We start from the raw sequence: 26,979 nt of genomic DNA, 5'->3' as shown, positions 1-26,979 counted from the left end.
AGCATGAAGGAGATCGGGCCTGTCCGCCCCATCTACCCACCCGCTCACCCGAAGACCTCTCCGGAGGAACTTGTCAAAGCCAAGAAGGCCGGTCCGATCAAGTCCCTCGCCGACCTCGCGGCACCGCACGTTTTCGAGACCGATGAGGAGCTGGCGGAGTTCCTGGCCTTCACGTACGCCGAACGCCACGCCGACCTCAACTTTCCGAGCGCACTGTACAGCCCATGACCACATATGGATCGCCGCCGGGCATCGCATCCTGAACCCCACAGCCCTCATCCCTTTCATGACTAAGCGCAAGGACGAACCAGAGGATGCAGTGGGGGCGGGACTCGGTGAAGCCCCAGTGGGTGGAAAGGGTGCGGATCAGGCGGATGCCGCGGCCGGAGCTAGCCGGGTCGTCGTCTGCGTCGTCAGCCGGGTGCGGGGGGATGCTCGGGATGGTGGGACCGCCCTCGTCGGCGATTTCGATCCGTACGTCGCCGGTCTGCTCGATCGCCACGGTGACGCCGACGGTGGGGGAATCGGTGTGTACGAGCGAATTGGTGACCGCCTCTGACAGGAGCAGGACCGCGTCGTCGTGGCGGGGGTGGCCGTCGAGGAGCTTGCTCAGCCAGCGGCGGGCCTCCCCCACGGACGGGCCGGTGGCGGGGAAGGTCACGGTCTCCGTCCGGCAGGTGCGGGTGTCGGGACGGGTCATGCGGCGGCTCGCCAGCCTGAGGCAGCGAGTCCGCCGGTGATCAGGAAGTCCCGTTCGGCCTCGCGGATCTGGGCGGTGAGGTCCTGGGCGGTGGTCGCCTCCAGGATCAGCGGGTCCGGGGTCCGGAACAGGGGCAGGGCGTAGAAGCGGCGGCTCCACGGGCCGTACATGATCGTCCAGGCCGGTTCGAGCCGGTCGAGGAGGACGGCGGCGGCGCGGTCGCCCGGGTCCGGGTTGCCGGCCTCGACCCGTACGTAGGGCTGTCCGACGCTGTGACGGCCGGGCCGCCGGGAGCCGCGGCGCCCGAAGAGGCTCCATCGCCGCTTGGTCTGCACCACCTGGCAATACCACCTTCCTGGTCTTCCTGATCGAGGGGTCCGCACGGCGGTCCGGCATCTGCGGGTCCCGCCATTCATGCCCACCACGGGCCGTAGCAGTGCAATCATGGACAGTGATCGACGCTGGCAGCAGGGGAACGGTGTGGTCATCGGTGGGCGCGCCGGACCACGAGCGCGAGGAGTGTTCATGGCCGCAGACGCGATCGACCCGCACGCCTCCGCCTGGCACCTGTTCGGCGCGGTCATGCGCCGCTGCCGGGAGAGCGAACCCAAGATCGCCCTACGCCGCGCGGCGGCCAACCTCTACGTCGACTATTCCAACCTGGCCAAATGGGAACGAGGCGAGCGCACGCCCCCGGCCGAGATGGTCTCCCGCCTGGATGAGGTGTACGGCGCACGCGGAATTCTGACCGCCCTTTATGGCACGTTGGTGCGCCTTAATGCCGCCGCCGAGTCGGACCGGCTGCGCGCGGGTATGTGCATGGAAATCCCCGCATATCGCAATGGAGACGACGATATGGAACGCCGGGCCGCCCTCCAGTTCCTCGCCGGAATCGGCACATTCGGCGCTCTCGGGAGTTCGGGCGAATCTCTGCGCCAGTTCCTCGACCTCTCCCTCGGGCAGGCCCACCGCCCGATAGAAGAGTGGGAACTGGCCTGCGCCGACCACCTGCACGCACTCCGTACCCGGCCCCCCTCACAGGTCTCTGCCGCACTTCTGATCGACTTGCTCGCGATACGACGCCAGCTCGACACCGCCACTCCGCCCGATGCGACCGAACTGCACCGGATCATGGCGGTCCTTGCGTCCGTCCACGCCAATGCGCTGACCCGTCTCGGCGATCATGGTGCGGCCATCCACTGGTCGTACACCGCACGCCAAGCCGCCGACGCTTCGGGTGATCTGGCACTCGGGCTGATGGTCCGAGGCGAGGAGGCAGGGCTTGGCCTGTACGGCCAACGTGCCCCGGAGACCGTGCTGCGGCTAGTGCACCACGCTCAGCGACTTGCCGGAGAACCGACCGTTGATCTGCTGACCACCGAGGTCAAGGCGCTGTCCCTGCTACATCGACACGATGAGGCGATCAAGACGCTGAACAAGCTCCACAGGACCGTGGAGAATGGCGTCACAGCGGACCGGTACGGCTTCTGGAAGCCCGACCAGATTCACTTCGCCGAAAGCTGGGCGTATGCCGCTGCGGGCCAGGAGTCGGCGGCGGATACGGCCCGGGAGAACGTCCTCAAGTTCGCTCCGGAATACCAGTACCGCACCAATGTCCAGCTCCATGGGGCCCTCTGCACCGTCGTTCGAGGCGGCATCGATGAGGGTCTGCGCCAGGCGACGACGACCATCGACACGCTCCCACTCACCTACCGTAGCGGCAACATCATCGAAACCGGCCGCATGATCCTCCGTGCCGTACCCCACCACGAGCAGAACCGCCCATCCGTCGCCGAGTTCCGCAAGATGCTGGCCCCCGAACCCGCGAGTGCTGTCTGAGGGGATGAGTCGCCGAGGCGACCGACGGATTCTGCCGCGCTGACAGATGGTGGCGTGGCTGCGCGGACTGTGATGATCAGAGGGCCACGCGGCTCGCCAAGCCGCTGGTAGACCGCCTTCTCCACCACGTCGGGCCGCGCGTCGATCGAGGGGTCCGGCGCGAAGAGCGGTGGCGCGTCCGGGCGGGGCCCGCTGTCCATGGGCCCCCGCAGGGGGAAATCACCAGCCTTACAGGCGCTTGTCAGGCTGTAAAGAGCGATTGTTCGTGAATATCGGCCTGGATCTTGATCGAGGTCTGTTCCGGCGGTAGGGGATATTTCAGCTCATTCTTGTGCATTGGCAGACACCTGTCGCGCGCCCCACCCCCTGGACGAAGGCAGAGCCCCATGGTCAAGCGAGCCCTCGCGCTAGTGTCCCTCTCCCTCACCGCAATACTCGGATTAACGCTCCCCGCATTCGCGGTGACGCTGGAGCAAAAACTCGCCGCACTTTCCACTTTCACCCAGCCCACGTCGAGCAGCGCCGCCAGCTGGACCTCCGCGTGGCAGAACCAGGCGGCCTGGGCGGACTACGCGTTCGACTGGTCGACCGACCTGTGTTCGAGCAGCCCTGACCAGCCGCTCGGCTACGACTTCAGAATGCCGTGCCGACGTCACGACTTCGGCTACCGCAACTACAAGGCGGTCGGCCAGTTCCCCGGCAACAAGTCCCACGTCGACGACGCTTTCTATTTCGATATGAAGCAGGTCTGCGCCAGATATTCCGGCGTCTCGAAGTCCACCTGCGACGGCCTCGCCTGGACCTACTACCAGGCGGTCAAGCAGTTCGGCTCCCTGAACGTCACCCAGGCGCAGATCGACCAGGTCCGCAAGACCGCCGAGCGTAACGCCGAGAACGCCGGAGCGTAATCCCCTCCACGCACCTCAGGTAATCGGGACGCCGAGCCGCCGCATAGCCGACGCTCGGCGTCCCGCCCTGTTCCGCGGCACCCGATCATCAGCCCTCCAGACGGACGGTGACGGTGACACGGCCCGCTTCGTCGCGCGTGGCGACCGCGTGCCCGGTGCGGTCGATCCCATCCAGTTGCAGCGAGATCGGTCCTCCCTCGTCCACGAAGTTGCGCCACCATTTCTTGGCGTCGGGGAACTGGACGCCGATCGTGACCGTCTCACCCGAGCGCCGGAAGGCGACGGGCGTGCTGAAGGTGCGTCCAGAACGGCGTCCCGTGTAGGTGACGACCGTGAGGCGCCTGCTGACGAGCCGACCCCATCGAGGGGACGAGCGCAATGTCACGACACAAGAGTTGAAACGGCCGATCGCCCTCTTCGAAAGCGGTCCCCGGTATGGCACAGAACCTCCATCAGGACGGATATCTCTTGCCGCCAACGTAACGCGGCAACTGGAGAGGCCCGTCCACTAGACCTGAAGTGAGTCACCCCACCGAGAGCCGGCGGCGGCACGGCGACGACCGACCACCGAAGGTTCGCTAGTCCTTGACGACGGTGTCGCGGGGGCCGCCGTAGACGGGGTTCTTGTCGTAGCGCTCGTCGGTGACGATCAGGCGGACGGTGTCCGGAGCGGATTCCTCCGCCTCCCAGACGATCCAGTCCTTGCCGACGGGGGTGTCCTGCTTGTCCGGGTCCATGCCATAACCGCCCGGGTTTTCGGGGGCGACGGTGGCGATCAGGTACGTGATCTTCAGGCCGCGCTTCTCGATCTCCGGCACGACCTCACCCACGGTCTTCTCGTCCACGCGGTACCCGGCGAGCGTCCCTCCCGCAGTGGTGGCGGTCGTCACTCCCGCCTCGTCGTAGACCTCGCCGGCCCTGGCCGGACGTCCCAGCCGGACAACGAGTTGTCCCGTCAGGCCGACCGGAACGCGGAGCACCAGGTAGCAGCCGTCCTGCCCAGCCATGCACGGTGTCCCGTCCGGTTCCTCCATGCCGGAGGAGAGCCATTCGGGCGTTCTCCCCGACGATTCACGTACACCTCCATGAACACCCACCGACAACTCCTGGCCCACCTTGCGGGGCGCCGCGGGAACGACGCGCACGTCGACGTCCAGGCCGAGTGTCCCGAACGCCTCGCGGTACCTCTGGTGGTCGGCGTAGGGATTCTTGATGCGGGCGACGTACAGGTCGGCCTCGCGGCGGATGTCGATGTCGGAGCTCGCGTAGGAGGTGGCGGGGCCGAGGCCGTTTCCCAGCAGGCTCGGGCCGACCACGACGCCCGCGGCGAGCACGGCCACGGCCACCAGGCCGAGGAGCAGCCGCTGGGGGCCGTACCGGCGGACACGACGAGGTCCGGGGACGGCCCCGCCGTGCTCCTCGGCCGGGCCGAAGTCCCCCGCCGTGATCAGGACCAGCAGCGCGCGCGCCTCCGGGGCGGACGGGTCGCCGCCCGGCTTTCCGGGTTCGACCCGAGCCAGCAACCGGGTCGTCGCGTCGATCTCGTCGGTGCTCATCACAGCGACCTCTCCGCCGGGACGAGCCGGCACTCTGGCGTCGAACGGATGCCGGCCTCGGTGAGCGCGCGGGAGAAGCGCCTGCGGGCGCGGTGGAGCCTGACGCGTACGGCGTTGCGCGACAGACCGAGCGCCGTCGCGATCTGGCGGCGGTCCAGGCCCTCCCAAGCGACCAGCGACAGCAGTTCACGGTCGTCGTCGGGCAGGCTCCGGAAGACCTCGGCGATCACCTTCAGCTCGATCCCGCGGTCGGGAGAGGCCGCGTAGAGGTCGGCCATCCCGGCGTCGAACTCGGCGCGGTGGGCCCGGCGACGGGCCTCACCGCGAAGGTGGTTGGCGAGCACCTTGCGCGCCACGCCGTAGAGCCACAGCACGGCCTCGTCCCCCGGCGGCAGTTCGTCCATGCGCCGCCAGGCGATGGCGAAGGTCTCCGCGACCACGTCTGCGGCGTCCTGCGGCGAGTCGCAACGGCGGGCCGCGTATGCCGTTATTTGGCCATATGTCTGCCTGTAGACGGCCTCGAAGGCGGCCGGTCGTTCGCTATCCACGGGCGGTTCCCATGGGCGGTTTCCTTTGCGGGCAGGGAATGTGGACATCTTCCCTATGTGCGGAGCGAGCCCATCATTACCGGCCAGACCAAGGTGTTCGGGTGGCTCGCGCGGGGCCGCGGACCAGGACGGTACTAGAGGGCGGTCCGGGTCAGGACGTCCACGGCGAGGTCGCGGACGACGGTTTCGTCCACCTCGACGCCGAGGCCGGGGCCGGTGGGGACCTGGGCGACTCCGGTGGCGATCTTGACCGTGGGGCCGCTCGCGTAGGGGGAGCCGATGAACTGGCGGCCGTTGAGGTCGACGGGGCCGGTGATGCCGTAGGCCGCGAAGAGGTGGAGGGAGGCGGCGAGGCCGAGGTCGGAGTCGGTGAGGCCGGAGCCCATCAGGCGGACGCCGCAGTCCTCGGCGAGCTGGCAGAGGCGGCGGGACAGCGTGAGGCCGCCGCTGCGCTGGACCTTGGCGATGGCCACGTCGATCGCGTCCAGGCGGACGAAGGTGGCCAGATCGGTCGGGTGGCGCAGGCTCTCGTCGAGGGCCACGGGCAGCGGGGACGCGGCACGTTCAGCTGGCTCACTTGCTCTTGACCTGTTCGTGGCGCGGTCCTACCGTACACGGAAAGCGCTTACCTGAAAACGCTTTCTGATCATGCCCGGCACGACTCGAACCGAGGATGACCGCTCTGCTCCTGTCCTTCCATGACGTCTTCGGCGTGTCCTGACCCCCCGGATCCACACACCCCCGCCCGCCCGGTGCCGCGCCGTCACCGGCGGGCCCCCTAGGAGGATTTCCATGACCACACGCACCGTCGGCCTCGTGATGAACGGGGTCACCGGCCGGATGGGCTACAACCAGCACCTGGTCCGGTCGATCCTGGCCATCAACGAGCAGGGCGGCGTACCGCTGGCCGACGGCGGGCGGGTGCTGCTCGAACCGACGCTCGTCGGCCGCAGCGAGGCCAAGCTGCGGGAGCTGTGCGAGCGCCACAACATCAAGCAATGGACCACGGACCTGGAGTCCGCGCTGGCGGACCGGGGCAGCCTCATCTATTTCGACGCCCAGGTGACGCAGGCCCGGCTCGGTGCGATCAGCCAGGCCGTCGCGGCGGGCAAGCACGTCTACACCGAGAAGCCGGTCGCCGAGACGCTGGACGGCGCGCTCTGGCTGGCCCGGCTCGCGCGGGAGGCGGGGGTGAGGAGCGGCGTCGTTCAGGACAAGCTGTTCCTGCCGGGGCTGCTCAAGCTGAAGCGGCTGCTGGACGGGGGGTTCTTCGGCCGCGTGCTGTCCGTGCGCGGGGAGTTCGGGTACTGGGTCTTCGAAGGGGACTGGCAGTCCGCGCAGCGGCCGTCGTGGAACTACCGGGCGGAGGACGGCGGGGGCATGGTGCTCGACATGTTCTGCCACTGGTCGTACGTGCTGGACAACCTGTTCGGCCGGGTCGAGGCGGTCACCGCGCGGGCGGTCACGCACATCCCGACGCGGACGGACGAGAAGGGCCGCGAGTACCAGGCCACCGCGGACGACGCGGCGTACGGGATCTTCGAGCTGAGCGGCGGCGTGGTCGCGCAGATCAACTCCTCGTGGTGCGTCCGGGTGAACCGGGACGAGCTGGTGGAGTTCCAGGTGGACGGCACGGAGGGCAGCGCGGTCGCGGGGCTGCGCGACTGCCGGATCCAGCACCGCGGCGCCACGCCCAAGCCGGTCTGGAACCCGGACCTGCCGGTCACCCACTCCTTCCGTGACGACTGGCAGACGGTGCCCGACAACGGCGAGTTCGACAACGCCTTCAAGATCCAGTGGGAGATGTTCGTCCGGCACGTCCTGGAGGACGCGCCATGGCCGTACGACTTCATGGCCGGGGCCCGCGGCGTCCAGCTCGCCGAGCTGGGCCTGCGCTCGTCCGCCGAGGGCCGCCGCATCGAGCTGCCGGAGCTCGGCCTGTGATCACGCTGCCGACCGCGGACGGGAACCTCTCGTCCTACACGCTCCGCGCCCCGGTCACCTGGCCCCGGCCGGACGGCCCGCCCAGGAGCCGCATCGCCTACGCCGCCGCGCACGTCGTCGCCGACCCCCTCGCCGAGAACACGCCGGGCGCGCCCGCGGCCGTCGACTGGGACGCCACGCTGCGGTTCCGCCGGCACCTGTGGTCGTACGGCTTCCGGGTCGCCGACGCGATGGACACCGCCCAGCGCGGCATGGGCCTGGACTGGCCCGCCACCCGCGAGCTGATCCGGCGCTCGGCCGCCGAGGCCCGCGCGTTCGGCGACCCCTCGGCGTTGCTGGCCTGCGGGGCCGGCACCGACCACGCCCCGGGGGCCGCCACGCTGGACGAGGTCGTCTCGGCCTACACCGAGCAGATGGAGGTGATCCAGTCGGCCGGCGCCACCGTGATCATCATGGCCAGTCGCCGCCTGGCCGCCCTGGCGGAGGATCCCGCGGACTACCACCTCGTCTACGGCAGGCTCCTGGGCCGCGCCGACCGGCCGGTGATCCTTCACTGGCTGGGCGAGATGTTCGACCCCGCGCTGACCGGTTACTGGGGTTCGGCCGACCTGGAGAAGGCCACCGGCACCTTCCTGGACCTGGTCCACCGGCACGCCGACAAGGTCGACGGGGTCAAGGTGTCCCTGCTGGACGCCGGGCACGAGACGCGGCTGCGGGCGGCGCTCCCGCCCGGCGTCAAGCTCTACACCGGCGACGACTTCAACTACCCGGACCTCATCGCCTCGGGCAGCCACGCCCTGCTCGGCATCTTCGACGCCATCGCCCCCGCCGCGGCCACCGCCCTCCAGGCCCTCGACGTGGGCGACACCGTCCGCTACACGCAGATCCTGCGGCCCACCGTGGCACTGTCACGCAAGATCTTCGAGTCGCCCACCTACCATTACAAGACCGGGCTGGTCCTCCTCTCCTGGCTCGCGGGACACCAGGACGCGTTCGCGATGGTGAACGGCGCGCAGAGCGCGCGATCCGTCGTCCACCTCGCCGAGGTGTTCCGCCTGGCGGACCAGGCCGGGCTGCTGCCCGACCCCGACCTCGCGGAGGCCCGCATGCGCGCGCTGCTCACCGTCGCCGGGGTGACCCGGTGACCGTCCTGGACGTGCCCAGCGGCCTCCCCGCCGCGATCCCGACCCCCGGGCCTGGCGACGAACGGCTGGCCCGGCTGTCGCTCAACCAGTGGACCACCCGGCGCTGGGGCGTGGCCGAGGCGGTCGAGGGGTGCGTGCGCGCCGGGATCCCGGCGATCGGGCTCTGGCGGCAGCAGGTCGCCGAGCACGGGCTGGTCGCCAGCGCCAAGCTGGTCCGGGACGCGGGGCTGCGGGTCTCCTCGCTCTGCCGCGCGACCGGGCTCAGCATGCCGGGCCGGTCCGCCGAGGACGGCCGGCGGGCCGTCGACGAGGCGGCGGCGCTTGGGACGGACTGCCTGGTCGTGGTCGTCGGCGGGCTGCCCGAAGGGTCGCGCGACCTGGCGGGGGCACGGGCGCGGGTCGCCGACGCGCTCGCCGAGCTCCAGCCGTACGCGCGGCAGGCGGGGGTGCGGCTCGCGCTCGAACCGCTGCACCCGGTGTACTGCGCCGAGCGGGCCGTGCTGTCGACGCTCGGCCAGGCCCTGGACCTGGCCGAGCGATGGCCGGCGGACAGCGTCGGGGTCGTCGTCGACACCTTCCACGTGTGGTGGGATCCCGACGTCTTCCGGCAGATCGCGCGGGCAGCGGGGCGGATCGCGAGCTTCCAGGTCTGCGACTACCTGGTGCCGCTGCCCGCCGATCCGCTGCTGGGCAGGGGCATGATGGGCGACGGGGTGATCGACTTCCGGCCGCTGTACGCCGCCGTCCACGACGCGGGGTACGAAGGGGACATCGAGGTCGAGATCTTCAACGCCGAGGTATGGGCCGCCGACGGGTCCGACGTGCTCGCGACGATGATGCGCCGGTACGTCACCGAGGTCCTCTGACGCGTTCCCCGGCCTGAAAGTGAAGGCCGGGGATTCAGCCCGTGCCGCGCGCCTGGGGCTCATGCGCGGGAGACATGACGCCTTTCCGCACCGGGTGAACTCATGATCAGTAAGCGCTTTCCGTGCGCGTGCGCCGGTGTACCCTAGGACTGCCTCATGGGCTGATCAAGGGCGCGGTGCGTCCGGTGAACTCATCTGTCCGAAGGAAAGGTCGCCGGACTCTTCCACAGCGGGCGGCCTGGAAGAACGTCCCCCGAGGAGGCCGAGGTCACCCGTGTTCGAGGAGATCGGATGAGCGAGCGGTCGTTGGTGACCTTGGAGGACGTGGCCCAGGCCGCCGGCGTGTCCCCCGCCACCGTGTCCCGGGTGCTCAACAACACCGCCGCCGTACGTGCCGACATGCGCGAACGCGTGCTGGCCGCCGCCACCTCCCTCGCGTACACGCCCAACAGCCACGCCCAGGCGCTCGCCCGCGCCACCAGCCAGGTCGTCGGCGTCATCTGCCACGACATCGGCGACCCCTACTTCGCCGGCATCATCCGGGGCGTCATGCGCATGGCCAGCGAGCACGACCTCCACGTGACGCTCGGCAGCACCTTCGGCGACCAGGAGCGGGAGATCGCCTACGTCGGCATGATGCGCGGCCAGCGCGCCCGGGCGATCCTGCTGATCGGCTCCGGGTTCGAGGACGCCGCCTGGCAGGAGGCCATGGGCCGGGAACTGGACAGGTACGTGGCCACCGGTGGCCGGGTCACCGCCGTGAGCCGGCATCGCGGGCTGCACGTGGACGCGGTGCTCCCGCAGAACCGCACGGGGGCCGCCGAGCTGGCCAGGGCGATGGTCGAGCTCGGCCACCGCGAGTTCGCCGTCCTGTCCGGGCCCGCCACGCTCACCACCGCGGCCGACCGCCTGGCCGGCTTCCGCGACGGGCTCGCCCGGGCGGGCATCGAGCTGCGCCCCGACCAGGTGGTGGAGGGCGCGTTCAACCGGGACGGCGGCTACGCGGCGGCCACCGAGCTGATCCGCCGGGGGCTGCGGGCCACGTGCCTGTTCGCCGCGACCGACCTCATGGCCGTCGGCGTGCTGGCGGCCCTGCGCAACCATGGGCTGTCCGTGCCGGACGACGTGTCCCTCACCGGGTTCGACGACATTCCGCTGGTCCAGGACCTCACGCCGCCGCTGACCACGGTCGCCCTTCCGCTGGAGGAGGTGGGAAGGCGCGCGATGGCCATGGCCCTCCGGCGCGGCACCACCACCCGCAACCGCGTCGAGCGCGTCCAGGGCCGGGTCGTCCTGCGCGCGAGCACCGCACCCCCTCCCCCGAGCGGACGTCCGTAACCTTTCTCGCAGGACGGGGTCGGCGGCGGGCACGTTCCAGAACGTCCAGAAACCCCCGGCGCGGAGCGAGGCGGGCACGTTCCATAGCGTCCCGGAAGCCACCGGTGCGGGGAGGGTCAGCGGCGGGCGCGTTCGAGGGCGTCCCAGAAGCCCCGGCGCAGGGCGTGGCGGACCTCGTCGTGCAGGAGGAAGTCGATGGGCAGAGAGGAGCCCTGGAGCAGGCGCGCCTCCAGGTCGGAGGGCATGCGGGGCTTGCGGGCGAGCACGGCCTCCAGCCAGAGCGCCGGGGCGTCCCTGGCCACGGACTCGCCGAAGTCGTGGCCCTCCTTGTGCGCGGCCTTGACCGCGTCGGCGAGGGTCGTCGTTCCGGGCGAGCCGGCCTGCGCGGGCACGGGGGCGGGCTGCGGGCCGGTGTACGGGCCGAGCTGAGGCCCGGGGTACGGCGGCGGGCCGCCGGAGCCGCCCAGGGTGTACTGGCCGGAGGCCTGCGGGGGTACGGGCGCGGCCAGCGGAGGCGTCGGCGGCGGGGAGCCGTGCGAGGACGGCGGGGAGTCGGACGAATAGGTCGGATAGGGCGCCGGGAGCGCGGGCTGGGAGGAGCGCGGCGGGCCGGAGGGTCGGCCGGGTGAGGCGTGCGATCCCGTGCCGGACGACGGGCCGGCGGAACTCAGCCCACGCGACCCCGAACCGGTGGAACCGGATCCATAAGACCCGCCGCCCGAAGACGACCCACCAGAACCCGACCCGTAGGACCCACCACCTGAAGACGACCCACCGGAACCGGATCCATAGGACCCGCCGCCCGAAGACGACCCGCCCGAACCCGGCCCATAGGACCCGCCTGTGGACGACCCCTGCCCGTGCGATCCGGGACCGGACGAGGGACCGGCGGAGTTCCCGCCGTAGGAGCCGGTGCCCGAGGAGGGGCCGGCTGAGCTCAGACCGTAGGAACCGGGGCCCAGGGGGCCGATCGCGGGCATCGCGCCCGTGAGGGTTCCGGGAGGCGCTGTGTCGTAGGAGCTGTACGGGCCGCCGTCCGCGCCAGAACCGGCGCCCGGGGCCGAACCCCGTGAGCCGCCCGAGCCGTGCGAACCGGAGCCGTGCGGACCCGAGCCCTGTGAACCGGAGCCATGCGGACCCGAGCCGTGCGGACCACCGCCCGCGTCCGCGCCTTCACGCGCGCCGGAGCCCAGGCCGTGTGAGTCACGTGAGTCACCCCCGCCCGAGCTGTACGAACCACCACTCGTCGATCCTTGGGAGCCGCCGCCGAGGGAGCCGTACGTGCCCCCGCCCGCCGGGGCTTGCGGACCGTCGCCGAGAGTGCCGTGCGCGCCCGTGCCCTCCGCCTGAGGGCCGTGGGATCCCCGCCCGGAGGAGAGCGAACCGTGTGAACCGGTGCCCGTCGAGAGCGAACCGTGGGAGCCCTGGGCGGGCGGTCCGTAGATGGGCCCGGTGGTGCCGCCCCCGGAGTCCTGGGAGCCCGTCATCCCGCCGTACGAACCCGCTCCGTGGGAGCCTGTCACGCCCGTGCCGCGCGCCCCCGCCGCCCCACCGCCATGGGAGCCCGTCATGCCCGAGTCGCGCGAACCCGCGTCCCCCGAGCCGTGGGAACCCCCGAGCCCGGCGCCGCGCTGCCCCGTTCCCCCTGTGCCGTAGGACCCCGTACCGCTGGCGCCGTGCGAGCCTGTGCCGTGCGAACCCGCGCTGTGTGAACCTGTGCTGTGTGAACCTGTGCCGTGCGAGCCTGTGCCGGGCGGGCTCGTGAACCCGCCGCTGTGCGGAGCGGCCGTCTCCGTGTCCGGGGAGCCGTGGGCTCCCGAGGAGGAGCCGCCGCCGAGGAGGCCGGAGCCGTGGCCGCCGAGCCGGCCGCCCATCGGATCGCCGGTGGCGGGCGGACCGTGGGAGGCGTGCCCGAGGGACGTCGAACCGAGGGACGTCGAGCCCACCCCTCCAGTGCCGAGCGAGCTGGAGCCGAGCGAGTTCGGGTCGTGGGATCCGGACGACCCCGAGGGCCCGGACGACAGGCCGCCCGGGTCGGAGGGGGACTGCTGGGAGCCCAGGCCGGACGTCTGGGACAGGTCGGCCCCGTGCGAACCGGCGCCCCGGGAGCCCGGCGAGGGGCCGGGACCGTGCGCGGACGTGCCCGCCAAGGAGCCCTGCGGCGGGGACGCGGACGGGCCGTGCGAGGGCTGAGAGGGCGGCGTGGAGGAGAGGCCGGAGACGGCGGCGAAGGCGCCGGTCGAGGCGGGGGGCCGTCCGTTGTACGCTTGCGAGGAGTCGCGGGCGCGGCCGTTGCCGATCGGCTGGGGCAGGTGGAGCCCGGTGGACGGGCCGCTGTCGGGCCCGGCGGCGACGTTGCCCGTGACCAGGTTGACGTACGGCCGCAGATGGCCGCTGCCGATCTCGATGAGGTCGTCGCACTCCTGCTGGAGCGTGCGCGACACCGCCCACCCTCCCTCGGCCGCGATGTGGATCACGGTGACGCGGATGCCGAGGTCCTGGGCGTCGCTGACGACCTGGGCGAGGTCCTCGTCGCCGCTGACCACCACGGCGTCGCAGATGGCGTTGTTGCGGGCGAGCGTCATGAGGTCTCGGTGGACCTGCGCGTCCACGCCCTCCCGGCGGCCGGGCCTGATGCGGGCGAGGCGCAGTTTGAGGCCGGGGATGTCGGCGAGCGCGTCGTGCTCGGGCGTGCGCCTGCCCTCGACGGTGGCCTCGTACCAGTAGCAGCGCAGCAGCGGAAGGTCGGTACGCTCGCGGGACAGTGTGGACAGAAGTTGGAGCAGGCCGGGGTAGTCCCAGGCGACGGCTTCGCGATGGCGGGTCCCATGCACGGCCATCGCGCCGTCCGCCAGCAGATAGCCAGCGTCCACGAACAGCGCGCAGCGATCCACGCGACACCGCCCTTTCGTACATGGCCCAGCTCCGGTGGCAGCCGAAGCCCGGCCCTATCTCAGGGTAATGAAGGCACTGATCGCGCGAGGGTGAATCCCGGCGATTCGGCCCGCGCATGCCCATATCTAGGATGGTTCCCGCAGACCGTACCAGTTTGCCTGCTATTACCGACCTTGGGTGATAAACGAGTGGCCCCGTCGGCGCACGTCGCAGGGGTCTCTAGGCTGGCCTCCATGAATGACCGCGCGAAACTTCTCGACGAGATCAAGAAAAAGGGAGTGGTGCACGGCCGGGTCGTGCTCAGCTCGGGCCGCGAGGCCGACTGGTACGTGGACCTGCGCCGGATCACCCTGGACGGCACCGCCGCCCCGCTGGTCGGCAACGTCATGCTCGACCTCACCGAGGACCTCGGCTACGACGCGGTGGGGGGCCTGACCCTCGGGGCCGACCCCGTCGCCACCGCCATGCTGCACGCCGCCGCCGCGCGGGGCCGTGCCCTGGACGCGTTCGTGGTCCGGAAGGCGGGCAAGGCGCACGGGCTCCAGCGCAGGATCGAGGGCCCGGACGTCACGGGCCGCCGGGTGCTGGCCGTGGAGGACACCTCGACGACCGGCGGATCGGTGCTCACGGCGGTGGAGGCGCTGCGCGAGGCCGGGGCGGAGATCGTCGGCGTGGCCACCATCGTGGACCGGGGCGCGGGGTCCACGATCGAGGAGACCGGCCTGACGTACCGCACCGCGTACACGATGACCGACCTCGGCCTGAGCTGAGGGCGAGCCGTCCGGGTCGGGCCTAGCCGTCCCGGCGGGCGGTGAAGTGCTGGCGCTCCCCCGGCCTGCCCGGGGAGCGCGGCTCGCCGTTGACCTCGACGTACACCGTGGAGGCGTCGGCGAGCACCACGTCGAGCGACGGCTGGGAGTAGAACGCCTGCTGGCCCCGGCTGAGGTCGCGGTCCTCGACGATGTCGCCGCCGCTGACCCGTACGAAGATCGGGCAGCGGTCGGCCCGGCATTCGACGTACACGGTGGGCGTCTCGGCGACGGAGGTCTCCACCGGCGGCGGGGGCGCGGCGGGAGAGGTGCTGAGCGTGGCGCTTCCGGCGGGGGCGCCCTGCGCGCCGTCGGAGCTCAGCGCCCCGACCAGGGCGATGACGCCGACGACGACCAACGCCAGCAGGGCGAGGATCGCGACGCCCACGACCAGCAGGCGGGCGATGCCCATGGGGTCAGACCGATGGCGTCCCACACTTCGGAGGGTAGCCCGTGAGCAGGGCGTTCACCGAGCGGTCGCCAGGACTCCTGTGACCGGCCTCGACACCCCGTCCACCAGGGGTGAGGGGCGGGAGATCGCCTCAGCGCGGGGCGGTGGGGTCTCCCGCGTCCCAGTGACCGCTCTGGTCCCGGTGGTGACGTCCGCGCGGCTCGGCGGCGGCCTTGAGCGCCTTGGACTCCTTGCGGCTCTTGAGCACCTCGCGGATGATCGGGATGATCGACAGCAGGATGATCAGCGCCGCGCCGGGCAGGATGTAGTGGTCGACGTTCGGGATCGTGCTGCCCGCGAAGTAACCGATGAGCAGCATCGACTCGGTCCACAGGATTCCGCCCACGACGTTCCACATCAGGAAGGTGGACGAGCGCATGCCGAGCATGCCGGCGACCGGGTTGAGGAACGTGCGGACGATCGGGATGAACCGCGCGAGCACCACGGCGCGCGAGGGACCGAACCTCTGGAAATAGTGCTCGGCCTTCTCGACGTACTCTTGCTTGAACAGCCGCGAGTCGGGCCGGGCGAACAGCCTCGGGCCGGTCCTCGCGCCGATGTAGTGGCCGAGCTGTGCGCCCACAATCGCGCACAGCGGGGCGCATACCAGCAGGACGGGCAGCGGGAACGGCGCGTCGAGCCCGACGGAGGACGCGACCGCCGCGGACGCGCCCATGCCCGCCACGACCAGCAGCGAGTCTCCGGGGAGGAAGAAGCCGATCAGCAGCCCCGTCTCGGCGAAGATGATCACGAGGATGCCGATGAGCCCGAAGGTGACGATCCACCACTGGGCGTCGAGAAGGTTTGTGAGGTCCATCACCGATGAGACTACCGCCGAAGGGCGGGGTGTACGTGCCACTGGGTAGGACCAGTCGTAGTCCGTCCAAAGCGGGCGGCGAGGGGATGACCCGGCTACGGGAGCGCCTGCTCCGGCGCCGGACACATGCTGGACCCCTCCTTCCTCGCCCGCCGCTCCTTCGCAATACTTGCCCCGGGGATCCAGCCCCCGCCACCCACACGTTCTAGGAGTTGACTTCCGATGCCCATCGCGACCCCAGAGGTCTACGCCGAAATGCTCGACCGGGCCAAGGCCAATGGTTTCGCATACCCGGCGATCAACGTGACGTCCACGCAGACGCTGAACGCCGCGCTGCGCGGCTTCGCCGAAGCCGAGAGCGACGGCATCGTCCAGGTGTCGACGGGTGGCGCCGAGTACCTGTCCGGTCCCACGGTGAAGGACATGGTGACCGGTTCCGTGGCCCTCGCGGAGTTCGCCCGCGTGGTGGCCGACAAGTACCCGGTGAACATCGCCCTGCACACCGACCACTGCCCGAAGGACAAGCTCGACGGCTTCGTCCGCCCGCTGCTGGAGATCTCGCAGCGCCGGGTGGCCGAGGGCAAGGACCCGCTGTTCCAGTCCCACATGTGGGACGGCTCGGCGTGCCCGCTGGACGAGAACCTCCAGATCGCCCGCGAGCTGCTGGAGAAGGCCGCCGCGGCGAGGGTCGTGCTGGAGGTCGAGATCGGCGTCGTCGGCGGCGAGGAGGACGGCGTCGTCGGCGAGATGAACGAGAAGCTGTACAGCACGCCGGAGGACGCGCTCGCCACCGCGGAGGCGCTGGGCCTCGGCGAGCGCGGCCGTTACCTGCTGGCCGCGACGTTCGGCAACGTGCACGGCGTGTACAAGCCGGGTCACGTGAAGCTGCGCCCGAGCGTGCTGCACGAGATCCAGGAGGCCGTCGGCTCCAAGTACGGCGTCGAGAAGCCGTTCTACCTGGTGTTCCACGGCGGGTCGGGCTCGTCGCTGGAGGAGATCCGCGAGGCGATCTCCTACGGCGTGGTGAAGATGAACATCGACACCGACACGCAGTACGCCTTCACCCGCCCGGTGGCCGACCACATGTTCCGCAAGTACGACGGGGTCCTCAAGGTCGACGGCGACGTCGGCAACAAGAAGGACTACGACCCGCGTTCGTGGGGCAAGTCGGCCGAGGCGGGCATGGCGGCGCGCGTCACGCAGGCCTGCCAGGACCTGCTGTCCGCCGGCAACAAGCTGGCCTGAGCCCGGACGCCCGCCGAGCGCGGGCGCCGGTGTGGACGATGAGGGGCGGGCCCGCCGGCCCGCCCCTTCTGTGAATTCACTGAGAATGCAAGTAAAAACTGGTGGTCTCGCGACTTCTGTAACGAATACGTCGTTACCATGTGCTAAATGTCCATCTCCTACCGAGCGCGTCCATATGTGTGCGGTGCCATCGGAAAGTGGGATGCGCGCATAGCGGAGCGGCTGGTGTCGGCCTCCCCGCGAGGGCTTGACGAGGTGCACCGATCCCCACTGGCCACCCTGTGGTCCACCGGCGAGCCGGAGAACTGGTCGCAGGGACCACGCTCCGGCTACCTGTGGTGGCCCGCCGCCGGTGCTCCCCCCCAGCCGCACTCCTGGCGGGACGCCGCCGAGCGCCGCCTCGCCGCCGGCCTGGTCCTCGAACCCGGCGGGGCCGTCCTGCACACCGACGCCCTCGGCCTGCACGAGCTGAACGTCCGCCGGATCGGCGACGCCCTCTACTTCGCCGCCCGCATCGACCCGCTGACGCGGCTGGACGACTGTCCCCTCGCGATCGACTGGTCGGCCTGGGCGAACCTGCTGGTCATGATGACCCCGCTGGGGGACGAGACGCCGTTCGCGGAGATCCGCCACATGGAGCCCGCGACCGCGTGGCGCGCCGGTCGGGACGTCCCCGGCGGGCTGCGGGTGGAGCGGTTCGAGCCCGGCTGGCTCGCCGCCGGCCCGGACAAGCCCCCCGCGCCCGAGGACGTCGTCGACCTGATCGCGGACCGGATCCCGCACCGCGCCGGGCCCGTGGCGATCGGCCTCAGCGGCGGCTGGGACTCCCGCCTGCTCGCCGCCCTCGCCGTACGCCGCCCCGCCGCCCAGATCGAGGCCTGGACCACCAGCACCGACGACGGGCTCGACCTCGACATCCCCCACGCGCGGACCGTCGCCGCGACGCTCGGCGTGCCGCACCACGTGGTCAGGCCGGGGCCGGAGTCGTGGCTCCAGGAGCATCGCGAGGTGTGGCGGCGCACCCAGTACCAGACCCTGCACCACGCGTGGGCCATGCCGTACGCCCGCGCGGTGCACTGCCTGCGCGCGCCGCTGATCGACGGCTGCCTCGGGGACGGCCTGTTCCGCACCCGCGGCGACCACGCCGAGGTGGCCGGGGCCGCGAGCGCCGACGAGGCGCGGGAGATCACGTGGAAGGCGTTGTCGACGCACTTCCCCCGCCAGCCCGAGGTCTGGGCGCCCGGGGTCGGCGACGCGATCGCCGAACTCGGCCTGTCGGCGTTCCACCGGGTGATGCGCCCTTTCGACGGGCACCACGCCGCCCCCGTCCTCGCCCGGCTGAACACCCGCTACCGGGGGATCTACACCTCCCCGGCCTGGCTGCTCGGCCCGGAGGCCGAGCTCTGGCTCCCTTTCGCCGACCCGGACGTGGTCACGGCCGCCATGAGCGTGCCGCTGTCCGCGCGCCGCGACCACGCCTACTACCTGGCGATGCTGCGGTACGGCGCGCCGACCGTGGCCTCGCTGCCCTCGACCAACGACCCGGGCGACAGGCCCGCCCCCGGCCCCCAGCGCAAGACCAGCCCGGCGGCGCTGGCCGCCCTCGCCGCGAGCATCACCACCAGCGAGGACGTACGCTCGCTGCTCGGACCCCGGATGCTGGCCGCCCTGACCGATCCCGAGCTCCGCGCGCGGCAGACCCGCTGGTCGGGGCCGCTGTACGTCCTGCAGTGGGCGAGCATGCTCGCCTGCTGGCGTACTCAGTACGGCTCCCGCCTCCGCTGGAGTCCGCTCGCCTGAGCGACGCCCCCCTCTCTCTTCAGCGTAGAAGAAAGGCTAGGAAAATCGGATGACGCGGACGACGCTGACACTGTCCCCCCGCCTCCTGCTGATCGGCAGCGCCGCCTTCGCAGGCCTCGCGGTGGTGGTGCTGGTGGCGCTCTCCGTCGCCGGAGCCGTGGACCCGGTCACCGCGGTCCAGCTCGCCGCCTCGCTGCTCCTTCTCGCCGCCGCCGCCGCGATCGTCGCGAGCGTGCGCAGGACCGACGGCAAGGCGCTGCGCATCGACAACAGGACCAAGCGCCAGGACGCCGCGCTGCTGCGGGCGGAGCGCACCCTCACCCAGCTCACCGCCACCCTGGACGGGCTCACCGGCCGCCTGGTGGACGCCTCCCGCAGCCAGTCGGGCTCGGTCCTGGCCGCGCTCGGCGAGGACCGCATGACGCTCACCACGCAGGCCGGCCGCCTGGCCGAGCTTTCTGAGTCGATGTCCGAGATCCGGGCCCTCGTGCGCGACAACGCCGCCGAGCTGCGCGAGATGCGCGGACTCCTCCACGACGAGACCACCGGCGGCGTCGCCCAGACCGTGCGGCAGATCGGCGAGCGGCTGGACGCGCTCAGCGAGGCCGTCCGCGACGGGCGGTCGGAGCTGTCGGGGGCCGTGCGGCAGAACTACGCCCAGCTAGAAGCGCTGATCGACGTGCGCGCCCTCCTCCAGCCGCGCGCCCCAATGCCCCGGCTGCGGGGGTGGGCGGCCTCGCCGGACGTCCTGCGCCTGCTGGTCGAGCGGATCGCGGTCGACCACGCCAAGATCGTGGTCGAGTGCGGCAGCGGCGCGTCCACCGTCTGGCTGGGGTACGCCGCCCAGCGGTTCGGCGGTGGACGCGTGATCGCGCTGGAGCACGACGAGCGGTTCGCCCGGTCGTCCCGCGATCTGGTGCTCGCCCACGGGCTCCAGGACGTCGTGGAGGTCCGCCACGCGCCGCTGACCTCCTGGACGGCCGGCGGCGAGACGATCCCCTGGTACGACACTCGGGCGCTGGACGACCTGACCGACATCGGACTGGTCTTCGTGGACGGCCCTCCCGGGGCGACCGCGCCGATGGTGCGCTACCCGGCGATGCCCGTCCTGCTGCCGCGCTGCGCGCCCGACGCCTGGTTCGTCCTGGACGACGGTGCCCGCCCCGCCGAACGCGAGGTCGCCGACCGGTGGCTCAGGGAGTTCCCCGAGCTGACCGCGTCGGCCTACCCCGCGGAGAAGGGGGCCATGGTGCTCAGGCGGGACAAGGGATGACATGGGGCGCCCAGGTGACCACCCGGGGACGGGCATGACGGCCGCGCTGCTGCCCGCCGAGACGACGGCCAGGCTGACCCGCGCCGGCGCGAAGATCGCCGTGGCCGTCGCGGGGGTGGACACCGACGGCCTGGACGCGCTGCTGCCGGGGCTGGCGTACGAGGTGGCGGACGTGGACACGATGGGCCCCGCGCCGTGGACCCGTCCCGACCCGCCGGCCGTCGTGATCGTCGCCCGGACGCCCACGGACCTGCGCCGGGCCGTGACGCTCGGGACCGCGCTGCCGTCGGCGCCCCTGACCTGCGTGATCATCGCCGAGGCGCCGTCGTGGTGCGACGCGCCCGGACTTCCCCTGTCGCCGAGCCTCGGCCGGCGCCTGCTGCGCGACCTCGGCGTCACCCGGTACGGCGCGAAGGGGTGGCGGGTCGCGGCGCGCTTCTCCGAGCCGCTGCCCTCCGGCGAGGTCGCGGCGGCCGTCGCCAGGAGCCTCGGCGGCCACCACCTCGCCGGGTACGCCCTTCCTATGGCCGGCCTGGCGGGCCCCGGGCTCGCGGACTGGCGTCCGGGCGACCCGAACGTGGCCTTCGCCGACGAGCGCGGCCCCGCGCCCGACCGCTCCGACGTCCCCACCGCCGACCTGGCCGTCCGCGCCACCCCGCCCTCGGGCCCCGCCGGCCTCGCGGGCCGCGCCACCTCGTCCCCGGAGGCGCCCGCCACCTCGTTCTCCGACGGCCCCGGCGCGGCCGAGGAGGGCTGGATCGACGCGCGCGTCCCCGTCGTGGACCGCCCCGTGGACCTGACCTGGGCGCGGTTCGGCTCCCCAGGCGGCTACCGGGCGCTGCGAGCCCTGGAGATCGAGCCCGACGTCATCCCCCCGGTGGACGAGCGGTCGGTCAACCCCCGGGGCTTCGTGAAGACGCCCAAGCAGCCGATGGCCGAGATCGTCCAGCGCGACGGGCGCTGGGAGATCGACCTGGAGGGCCGGACGGTCGTCCGCGTGCCCGCGTCCGGCGGCATCACCGACGCCGACGTCGGCCGCCTGCGCCGGGCGCGCGGACTGCGATTCGCGTGGCGTCCCTCGCACACCGGCCCGATCGCCGCCGTCCGGGCCGTGGCCGGGCTCGCCGCCGCCGGGATCCCGCTGATCTCCGACGCGCCGCCCCCCTGGGCCGTGGACGGCCTCGGGGCCGACCTGGCCGCGCTCCCCGCCGGCGCCACCGAGAACGACCTGGCCGGCGAGCTGCGCCGCGAGGAGCACAGCGTGCGGCTGCGCCGGCTGGCCCTCGGCCGCCACGGCACCACCGCGCGCTGGCGGTCGATGGCCGCGCGCGCCGGGGTGCCGGTCCCGCCGCCGCCCCCGATCTCGGTCGTCATGTGCACGCGGCGCGCCGAGCTGGTGCCGTTCGCGCTCGGCCAGATCGCCCGGCAGCGGGGGGTGGACCTGGAGGTCGTCCTCACGCTGCACGGCGTGCCCGCCTCCGCGCCCGAGGTCCGGCGGGCCGTACGGGACTTCGAGCGCCCGATCACGGTGGTCGAGGCGGACGCGTCCCTGCCGTTCGGCTCCGTGCTGAACCTGGCGGCCTCGCGGGCGAGTGGCACGTTCCTCAGCAAGTGGGACGACGACGACTGGTACGGGCCCGACCACCTGGCGGACATGGCGCTGGCCCGGGCGTACTCGGGCGCCGAGCTGGTGGGCGCCGCCTCGGAGTTCTTCTACCTCCAGCAGATCGACGTCACGATCCGCCGCGACTGGACCAGCGAGACGATGTCCAACCACGTGGCGGGCGGCACGTTCGTGGTGTCGCGTTCGGCGTTCGAGGCGCTCGGCGGCTTCCGGCCGGTGGCGCGCGCCGTGGACGTCCATTTCTTCCAGGACCTGATGCGGGCCGGCGGCGCCATCTACCGCACGCACGGCCTCGGTTTCGTCGCCCGCAGGGCGGCGAGGGGCGGTCATACCTGGCAGGAGCCCGTCGGTTACTTCCTCGCCCGCGCGAAGGACCAGTGGCGGGGATTCCGGCCCAGCCGACTGATGGAGGCCGACTGATGGAGTGCGAGCAGTGACACAGCGGTACAAGACGGCCGCCGGGCAGCCGAGGATCCGGCACAACGACTACGGCGTCCTGAAACCCCCCGCGCCGGGCACCTGGAGCCCCACGCTGTCGGTGAGCGTGGTGATCGCCGCGTACGGGCACCAGGACAAGCTCGACCTGACGCTCGCCGCGCTGGCCGCGCAGAGCTACCCCCGGCACCTCCTGGAGGTCGTGGTCGTCGACGACGGCACCCTCCCGGCCCTGCGCCTGCCCGAGATCGTCCCGGACAACACCCTCCTGATCACCACGGAGCCCGGCTCGCGCGGCCGCTCCAACGCCCGCAACGCCGGCCTCGCCCACGCCTCCGGCGACGTCGTCCACTGGCTGGACGCCGACATGGTCACCTTCCACGACGAGGTGGAGGCGCACATGCGCTGGCACCACCTCGCCGACTACCTCGTCGTGATGGGGTACGTCCGCTTCGTCGACCACACGCCCGGCACGCCCACCCCCGAGCAGGTGCGCGACGCGGTCGCCTCCGCCGCCACCGAGACGCTCTTCGACGAGGCCGCGAGCGAGCCACACGCGTGGATCGTCGACCTGGCCGAGCGCACGAACGGCCTGCGCACCGAGCGCGACCTGGCCTACCGCGTGCACGTCACCAACGCGGCCTCGGTGAACGCCAGGCTGCTGCGCGAGGCCGGGCCGCTGGACACCGGGCTCGTCCTCGGAGAGGACAGCGAGCTCGGCTACCGGCTCGCCCAGCGGGGCGCGGCGTTCGTGCTGGCCCCCGAGGCGCGCAGCCGCCACCTCGGCACCTCGATGATGATGCGCGACGGCGAGCAGGTGCGCCGGTACAACCAGGCGTTCGTGCCCGACCAGATCCCGGTCATGCGCTGGCTCCGCACCCACCCGCGCCGCCAGTGGCAGGTGCCGTACGTCGAGATCGTGGTCGACGTCACCGGCGCCTCGTACGAGGACGCGCGGGCGACCGTGGACGGATTCCTGGCGAGCACGCTGAACGACCTCGCGATCACGCTCGTTGCGCCGTGGAGCCAGGCCCGCGAGGACCGGCGCGACCCGCTGAGAAGCGCCATGCTCGACCTGGTCCTGCTGCGCGGCCTCTACCGCGCCGAGCCGCGCGTGCGCCTCGCCGAGCAGGCCCCCGAGACGGCCGCGCCGACGCCGTACCGGATGCTGTGCCCGGCGGGCTGGGTTCCCGGGCCCGAGACGCTGCGCAAGCTGGTCGAGCAGGCGTCCGACCAGGGGTACGGGCTGGTCAGCGTCGCCCTGGACGAGACCGACGAGGTGATCGCGGCCCGGCTGGAGCACACCGGCGCGTTCGCCCGGGCCCGGCTCGTGCGCGCGCCGGACGAGCCGCTGGAGTCGGCCGTGGACGACGTGGCCGGCACCCGGTGGATGGACGGCGCGACGCTGGGCTTCCTGCCCGCCGGAGAGGCCGAGCCGCCCAAGCGGGGCAAGGCCGAAGACCCGGCCCTCAAGCGCGAGGTGGCGCGGCTGCGCGCCGAGAACGCCCGGCTGACCGAGCAGCTCGCCGCCGCGACCACGGAAACCGGGCAGGGGCAGGCGAAGCCGGAGAACGGGGCCGCGCCCACCCGGGCGCTGGGACCGTCCACGACACGCCCGCGCGGCCCGAGGGCCCTGCTGCGGCGCCTGCGCTGATCATCGATCTTGGGCCGTAGGCGCTCCCGGCCGCCGCGCCAGGTCACCGCGACAGAACGATTTCTCGATATCACCCCGTATCACAGCAGCCGGTATGACCGAACAGCCGGATCACAGGTAAGACTGTGCTCATGGAAACGCACGAGAACCTCCTCGCCGGGCCCCCGCCGACCCTCCTTCCGGACACCCCGGAGGCGAGGGAGGCCCTTGAATCCGGTGCCAAGCCCAGCGATGTCGCCGCGCGCTTCCCGGCCTACTCCGCGGCCTGGGCGGCCCTCGCCGACGAATTCTTCGCCAAAGGTCACGCCGTCACGTCGTACGCCTTCGCGCGCACCGGCTACCACCGGGGCCTGGACCAGCTGCGACGCGCCGGGTGGAAGGGCCACGGCCCCATCCCCTGGGACCACGCGCCCAACAGGGGGTTTCTGCGCTGCCTGAACGCTCTTGCCCGCGCCGCGCAGGCGATCGGCGAGAAGGACGAGGCCGAACGCTGCTCGAAGTTCCTGCGTGACAGCAGCCCGGAGGCGGTAAAGGCCCTCAATAACCACTAAGCCGCGCTTGGGCGGCATCAGCCTGCTCGGGTAGTCTCTCAACGCAAGAGCCCCTGTCGCGCTTGCGCCAGGGGTTTACGTTTTTGTGCGCGGGAGTTAACCATGCCGGCTGTCGTTCTCGTGGGCGCCCAGTGGGGCGATGAGGGCAAAGGTAAGGCCACCGACCTGCTGGGCGGCGAGGTCGACTACGTCGTCCGCTACCAGGGCGGCAACAACGCGGGGCACACGGTCGTCATCGGCGACCAGAAGTACGCGCTGCACCTGCTGCCGACCGGCGTCCTCTCGCCCGAGGTCGTCCCGGTGATCGGCAACGGCGTCGTCATCGACCCCGGAGTGCTGCTCGCGGAGATCGACGGCCTGCTGGAGCGCGGCATCTCGTGCGACCGCCTGCTGATCTCGGCCAACGCGCACCTGATCATGCCCCACCACAAGGCGCTCGACAAGGTGACCGAGCGCTACCTGGGCAAGGCCCGCATCGGCACGACCGGGCGGGGCATCGGCCCGGCGTACGGGGACAAGATCGCGCGCATGGGCGTGCGCGTGCAGGACCTGCTCGACCCGGGCATCCTCGGCCAGAAGATCGACGTCGCCCTGAACGAGAAGAACCAGGTGCTGACCAAGGTCTACAACCGCAGGGGCATCGACCCGGCGAAGGTGCTGGAGGAGTACCTCGGCTACGCCGAACGGCTCAAGCCGCACATCGCCGACACCTCGCTGATCCTCAACCAGGCGCTCGACGAGGGCAAGGTCGTCCTGCTGGAGGGCGGCCAGGGCAACCTGCTCGACATCGACCACGGCACCTACCCGTTCGTGACGTCGTCCTCTCCGACGTCCGGCGGCGCCTGCATCGGCTCGGGCATCCCGCCGACGCGGCTCACCCGCGTGATCGGCATCCTCAAGGCGTACACCACGCGCGTCGGCTCCGGGCCGTTCCCCACCGAGCTGACCGACGAGATGGGCGACTGGCTGCGCACGACCGGCGGCGAGTACGGCGTGACCACCGGCCGCAACCGCCGCTGCGGCTGGTTCGACGCGATCATCGCCCGGTACGCCACCCGCGTCAACGGCGTCACCGACTTCTTCCTCACCAAGCTGGACGTGCTCTCCGGCCTGGAGCGCATCCCGGTCTGCGTCGCCTACGACGTCGACGGCGAGCGCCACGAGGAGATCCCGATGACCCAGACCGGCTTCCACCACGCCAAGCCGATCTACGAGGAGTTCCCGGGGTGGGAGGAGGACATCACCGAGGCCAAGTCCTTCGAGGACCTGCCCAAGAACGCCCAGGACTACGTGCGGACGCTGGAGGAGCTCAGCGGGGCGCGCATCTCGGCCATCGGCGTCGGCCCCGGCCGCGACCAGACCCTTTCGCTGCGCCCGCTCATCTGACGACGCGCCGGTCCCCCCGCCCGGCGTCCGTCTTGCTCCCCGGTCTTTGGCCGGGGCCCGCGGGGCTTGGCCGGCTCCCGCGGGGCTTGGCCGGGGTTCCCCGTACGTTCACGGCCCCGCCTGAACCGGGCCGGGACACGTGGACGATAGGGTGCGCCGTGTGCAGGTGGAGAAACCGGAGATACACGGCCACCGGGGGGCACGGGGCCTGCGCCCGGAGAACACCCTCCCCGGCATGGCCTTCACGCTGGAGCTCGGCGTCCACGCGATCGAGTTCGACGTCGCGCTCAGCGCCGACCGCAGGCTGGTGCTGACCCACGACCTGACGGTGTCGGCCGTGACCAGCGCCGACACCGCCCCCTTCACGGAGGACGACCCCGGCTTCCCCTACGTCGGCAAGCCGATCCGCTCCCTCACGCTGACGCAGCTGCGCATGCTCGACGTCGGCGTGCGCCGCCCCAGGACCAAGGACGACGGCTTCGCCCTCACCCAGGCGCGCGTGCCCGGCGCCCGCATGCCGACGCTCGGCGCCGTACTCGGCCTGGCCTCCGCCTACGGGGCCGACGACGTGCGGATGAACGTCGAGATCAAGTCCGACCCCACCCGGCCGGACCTGTCCGGCGACCCGCGGGAGCTGACCGAGCTGGTCGTGGCCGAGCTGGACCGGCACAAGCGGCTGGACGGCGCGGCGATCCTCAGCTTCGACTGGCGCGTCCTGCGCGTCGCCCGCGACCTGGTGCCGCTGCGCTACGCCCTGGTCGAGAAGGCGACGCTGGACCCGGCGTGGCTCGATCTCGACCACGTGGCCGACTTCGGCGGCGACATCGCGGCGGCCGCGGCCTCCGTCGGCGCCACCACCCTGTCCCCGGACCGCGTGCTGGTCGACGAGGAGCTGATGGCCCGGGCCGCGAAGGCCGGGCTGCCGGTCGCGGTGTGGACGGTCAACGACCCGGAGGAGGCGTCGCGCCTGCTCGACCTCGGCGTCGCGGGCATCGTCACCGACTATCCGGACCGCATGCGCGACCTGTGGACCCGGCGCGGCCTCGCCCTGCCCCGTCCGGCCGTGAGCCCGCGTCCGGCCCGTCCGTGACCCTCCCCTCGGCCGATCTCTCTGCCCGGTGACCGTCCTCGATCCGTCAGCGAGTCACAACATCAACTGGAGTGGGCGCGGGAGTATCGTGCGGAGAACTAAAGT

Annotated in this window: 24 protein-coding genes and 1 pseudogene; 16 read left to right on the top strand and 9 right to left on the bottom strand. The window is 71.8% G+C overall.

The features are described from left to right. Nucleotides 1-3: 3 nt before the first annotated feature. A complete protein-coding gene (locus tag DQ384_RS15915) occupies nt 4-228 on the top strand; it encodes a hypothetical protein (protein ID WP_114029599.1) in 225 nt (74 codons plus the stop codon). Here the strand turns inward: DQ384_RS15915 and DQ384_RS41285 are convergent. After that, nucleotides 197-700, bottom strand: coding sequence for an ATP-binding protein (locus DQ384_RS41285; RefSeq protein ID WP_181871241.1), 504 nt, complete (start codon nt 698-700; stop codon nt 197-199). The two genes, DQ384_RS15915 and DQ384_RS41285, sit on opposite strands and share 32 nt — an antisense overlap. Continuing rightward, entirely contained in the window at nt 697-1,038 is a 342-nt protein-coding gene (locus DQ384_RS41280; RefSeq protein ID WP_181871240.1) for a hypothetical protein, read from the bottom strand. The genes DQ384_RS41285 and DQ384_RS41280 overlap by 4 nt, the downstream gene beginning before the upstream one ends. A gap of 187 nt (nt 1,039-1,225) precedes the next feature. Between DQ384_RS41280 and DQ384_RS15905 the strand changes: the two genes are divergently transcribed. Both DQ384_RS15905 and DQ384_RS15900 read left to right on the top strand, forming a co-directional pair. After that, nucleotides 1,226-2,539 carry a helix-turn-helix domain-containing protein gene (locus DQ384_RS15905; protein WP_147268796.1) on the top strand — a complete coding sequence of 438 codons (1,314 nt, stop codon included), beginning with the start codon at nt 1,226-1,228 and terminating at the stop codon, nt 2,537-2,539. Nucleotides 2,540-3,000: 461 nt separating this feature from the next. Next, entirely contained in the window at nt 3,001-3,447 is a 447-nt protein-coding gene (locus tag DQ384_RS15900; RefSeq protein ID WP_245966515.1) for a phospholipase, read from the top strand. Between the two features lie 88 nt (nt 3,448-3,535). Here DQ384_RS15900 and DQ384_RS15895 read toward each other — a convergent pair whose 3' ends face one another. From DQ384_RS15895 to DQ384_RS15880, 4 genes and pseudogenes are all read right to left on the bottom strand, one after another. Next, a complete protein-coding gene (locus DQ384_RS15895; protein WP_245966514.1) occupies nt 3,536-3,832 on the bottom strand; it encodes a hypothetical protein in 297 nt (98 codons plus the stop codon). Between the two features lie 193 nt (nt 3,833-4,025). Further along, on the bottom strand, nt 4,026-5,003 hold the full coding sequence (locus tag DQ384_RS15890; protein ID WP_114029594.1) for a hypothetical protein: 978 nt from the start codon (nt 5,001-5,003) through the stop codon (nt 4,026-4,028). After that, the gene (locus DQ384_RS15885; RefSeq protein ID WP_114029593.1) at nt 5,003-5,551 is read right to left on the bottom strand and encodes an RNA polymerase sigma factor; all 549 of its coding nucleotides are present in this window, start codon (nt 5,549-5,551) and stop codon (nt 5,003-5,005) included. Before DQ384_RS15885 ends, DQ384_RS15890 begins: the two co-directional genes overlap by 1 nt. A 134-nt stretch (nt 5,552-5,685) precedes the next feature. Next, nucleotides 5,686-6,102 (bottom strand): annotated as a pseudogene (locus DQ384_RS15880) (enolase C-terminal domain-like protein); the annotation flags it as partial. Nucleotides 6,103-6,343: 241 nt separating this feature from the next. Between DQ384_RS15880 and DQ384_RS15875 the strand changes: the two are divergent. From DQ384_RS15875 to DQ384_RS15860, 4 genes are all read left to right on the top strand, one after another. Continuing rightward, complete coding sequence (locus DQ384_RS15875; protein WP_114029592.1) at nt 6,344-7,495, top strand: Gfo/Idh/MocA family protein; 1,152 nt, start codon at nt 6,344-6,346, stop codon at nt 7,493-7,495. Then, nucleotides 7,492-8,640 (top strand): dihydrodipicolinate synthase family protein, encoded by a 1,149-nt coding sequence (locus DQ384_RS15870; protein WP_245966513.1) that lies wholly within the window; start codon nt 7,492-7,494, stop codon nt 8,638-8,640. Before DQ384_RS15875 ends, DQ384_RS15870 begins: the two co-directional genes overlap by 4 nt. Nucleotides 8,641-8,645: 5 nt before the next feature. After that, on the top strand, nt 8,646-9,506 hold the full coding sequence (locus tag DQ384_RS15865) for a sugar phosphate isomerase/epimerase family protein (RefSeq protein ID WP_220182981.1): 861 nt from the start codon (nt 8,646-8,648) through the stop codon (nt 9,504-9,506). A 291-nt stretch (nt 9,507-9,797) separates the two neighbouring features. Continuing rightward, nucleotides 9,798-10,844 carry a LacI family DNA-binding transcriptional regulator gene (locus tag DQ384_RS15860; RefSeq protein WP_114029589.1) on the top strand — a complete coding sequence of 349 codons (1,047 nt, stop codon included), beginning with the start codon at nt 9,798-9,800 and terminating at the stop codon, nt 10,842-10,844. 116 nt (nt 10,845-10,960) lie between these two features. Here the strand turns inward: DQ384_RS15860 and DQ384_RS42905 are convergent, their stop codons facing one another. After that, entirely contained in the window at nt 10,961-13,738 is a 2,778-nt protein-coding gene (locus DQ384_RS42905; RefSeq protein ID WP_245966512.1) for an NYN domain-containing protein, read from the bottom strand. A gap of 234 nt (nt 13,739-13,972) precedes the next feature. Between DQ384_RS42905 and pyrE the strand changes: the two genes are divergently transcribed. Next, nucleotides 13,973-14,509, top strand: a complete 537-nt coding sequence (pyrE, locus tag DQ384_RS15845) for an orotate phosphoribosyltransferase (protein WP_114029771.1) — start codon at nt 13,973-13,975, stop codon at nt 14,507-14,509. A 22-nt stretch (nt 14,510-14,531) separates the two neighbouring features. Here the strand turns inward: pyrE and DQ384_RS15840 are convergent, their stop codons facing one another. Then, nucleotides 14,532-14,984 carry a hypothetical protein gene (locus DQ384_RS15840; protein ID WP_147268795.1) on the bottom strand — a complete coding sequence of 151 codons (453 nt, stop codon included), beginning with the start codon at nt 14,982-14,984 and terminating at the stop codon, nt 14,532-14,534. A 106-nt stretch (nt 14,985-15,090) separates the two neighbouring features. Beyond that, nucleotides 15,091-15,816, bottom strand: a complete 726-nt coding sequence (locus DQ384_RS15835) for a DedA family protein (protein ID WP_114029587.1) — start codon at nt 15,814-15,816, stop codon at nt 15,091-15,093. 222 nt (nt 15,817-16,038) lie between these two features. Between DQ384_RS15835 and fbaA the strand changes: the two genes are divergently transcribed. From fbaA to DQ384_RS15795, 8 genes are all read left to right on the top strand, one after another. Further along, nucleotides 16,039-17,061, top strand: a complete 1,023-nt coding sequence (fbaA, locus tag DQ384_RS15830) for a class II fructose-bisphosphate aldolase (RefSeq protein WP_114029586.1) — start codon at nt 16,039-16,041, stop codon at nt 17,059-17,061. 255 nt (nt 17,062-17,316) lie between these two features. Continuing rightward, nucleotides 17,317-18,861 (top strand): asparagine synthase-related protein, encoded by a 1,545-nt coding sequence (locus DQ384_RS15825; protein WP_147268794.1) that lies wholly within the window; start codon nt 17,317-17,319, stop codon nt 18,859-18,861. Nucleotides 18,862-18,910: 49 nt separating this feature from the next. Further along, nucleotides 18,911-20,134 (top strand): class I SAM-dependent methyltransferase, encoded by a 1,224-nt coding sequence (locus DQ384_RS15820; protein WP_245966511.1) that lies wholly within the window; start codon nt 18,911-18,913, stop codon nt 20,132-20,134. 1 nt (nt 20,135) lies between these two features. Then, nucleotides 20,136-22,178, top strand: a complete 2,043-nt coding sequence (locus DQ384_RS15815) for a glycosyltransferase (RefSeq protein ID WP_147268793.1) — start codon at nt 20,136-20,138, stop codon at nt 22,176-22,178. A gap of 13 nt (nt 22,179-22,191) precedes the next feature. Further along, nucleotides 22,192-23,847: a glycosyltransferase family 2 protein gene (locus tag DQ384_RS15810; RefSeq protein ID WP_181871238.1), complete on the top strand. Its 1,656-nt coding sequence runs from the start codon at nt 22,192-22,194 to the stop codon at nt 23,845-23,847. A 131-nt stretch (nt 23,848-23,978) separates the two neighbouring features. After that, complete coding sequence (locus DQ384_RS15805; protein WP_114029582.1) at nt 23,979-24,398, top strand: DUF3151 domain-containing protein; 420 nt, start codon at nt 23,979-23,981, stop codon at nt 24,396-24,398. A 102-nt stretch (nt 24,399-24,500) separates the two neighbouring features. Continuing rightward, entirely contained in the window at nt 24,501-25,784 is a 1,284-nt protein-coding gene (locus tag DQ384_RS15800; protein WP_114029581.1) for an adenylosuccinate synthase, read from the top strand. A 139-nt stretch (nt 25,785-25,923) separates the two neighbouring features. Then, on the top strand, nt 25,924-26,874 hold the full coding sequence (locus tag DQ384_RS15795) for a glycerophosphodiester phosphodiesterase family protein (protein ID WP_342769401.1): 951 nt from the start codon (nt 25,924-25,926) through the stop codon (nt 26,872-26,874). Nucleotides 26,875-26,979 lie beyond the last annotated feature (105 nt).

The sequence above is a fragment of the Sphaerisporangium album genome, assembly GCF_003323745.1.
GTDB lineage: Bacteria > Actinomycetota > Actinomycetes > Streptosporangiales > Streptosporangiaceae > Sphaerisporangium > Sphaerisporangium album.
The sequence above is the reverse complement of the archived record's forward strand: the minus strand, read 5'-3'. Positions and strand labels throughout refer to the sequence as shown.

Excerpts from the sequence above, each read along its gene's own strand:
- DQ384_RS15915 (WP_114029599.1), top strand. The coding sequence starts at position 4 with ATGAAGGAGATCGGGCCTGTCCGCCCCATCTACCCACCCGCTCACCCG.
- DQ384_RS41285 (WP_181871241.1), bottom strand. The coding sequence starts at position 700 with ATGACCCGTCCCGACACCCGCACCTGCCGGACGGAGACCGTGACCTTC.
- DQ384_RS15905 (WP_147268796.1), top strand. The coding sequence starts at position 1,226 with ATGGCCGCAGACGCGATCGACCCGCACGCCTCCGCCTGGCACCTGTTC.
- DQ384_RS15890 (WP_114029594.1), bottom strand. The coding sequence starts at position 5,003 with ATGAGCACCGACGAGATCGACGCGACGACCCGGTTGCTGGCTCGGGTC.
- DQ384_RS15875 (WP_114029592.1), top strand. The coding sequence starts at position 6,344 with ATGACCACACGCACCGTCGGCCTCGTGATGAACGGGGTCACCGGCCGG.
- DQ384_RS15860 (WP_114029589.1), top strand. The coding sequence starts at position 9,798 with ATGAGCGAGCGGTCGTTGGTGACCTTGGAGGACGTGGCCCAGGCCGCC.
- pyrE (WP_114029771.1), top strand. The coding sequence starts at position 13,973 with ATGAATGACCGCGCGAAACTTCTCGACGAGATCAAGAAAAAGGGAGTG.
- DQ384_RS15835 (WP_114029587.1), bottom strand. The coding sequence starts at position 15,816 with ATGGACCTCACAAACCTTCTCGACGCCCAGTGGTGGATCGTCACCTTC.
- fbaA (WP_114029586.1), top strand. The coding sequence starts at position 16,039 with ATGCCCATCGCGACCCCAGAGGTCTACGCCGAAATGCTCGACCGGGCC.
- DQ384_RS15820 (WP_245966511.1), top strand. The coding sequence starts at position 18,911 with ATGACGCGGACGACGCTGACACTGTCCCCCCGCCTCCTGCTGATCGGC.
- DQ384_RS15815 (WP_147268793.1), top strand. The coding sequence starts at position 20,136 with ATGGGGCGCCCAGGTGACCACCCGGGGACGGGCATGACGGCCGCGCTG.
- DQ384_RS15805 (WP_114029582.1), top strand. The coding sequence starts at position 23,979 with ATGGAAACGCACGAGAACCTCCTCGCCGGGCCCCCGCCGACCCTCCTT.
- DQ384_RS15800 (WP_114029581.1), top strand. The coding sequence starts at position 24,501 with ATGCCGGCTGTCGTTCTCGTGGGCGCCCAGTGGGGCGATGAGGGCAAA.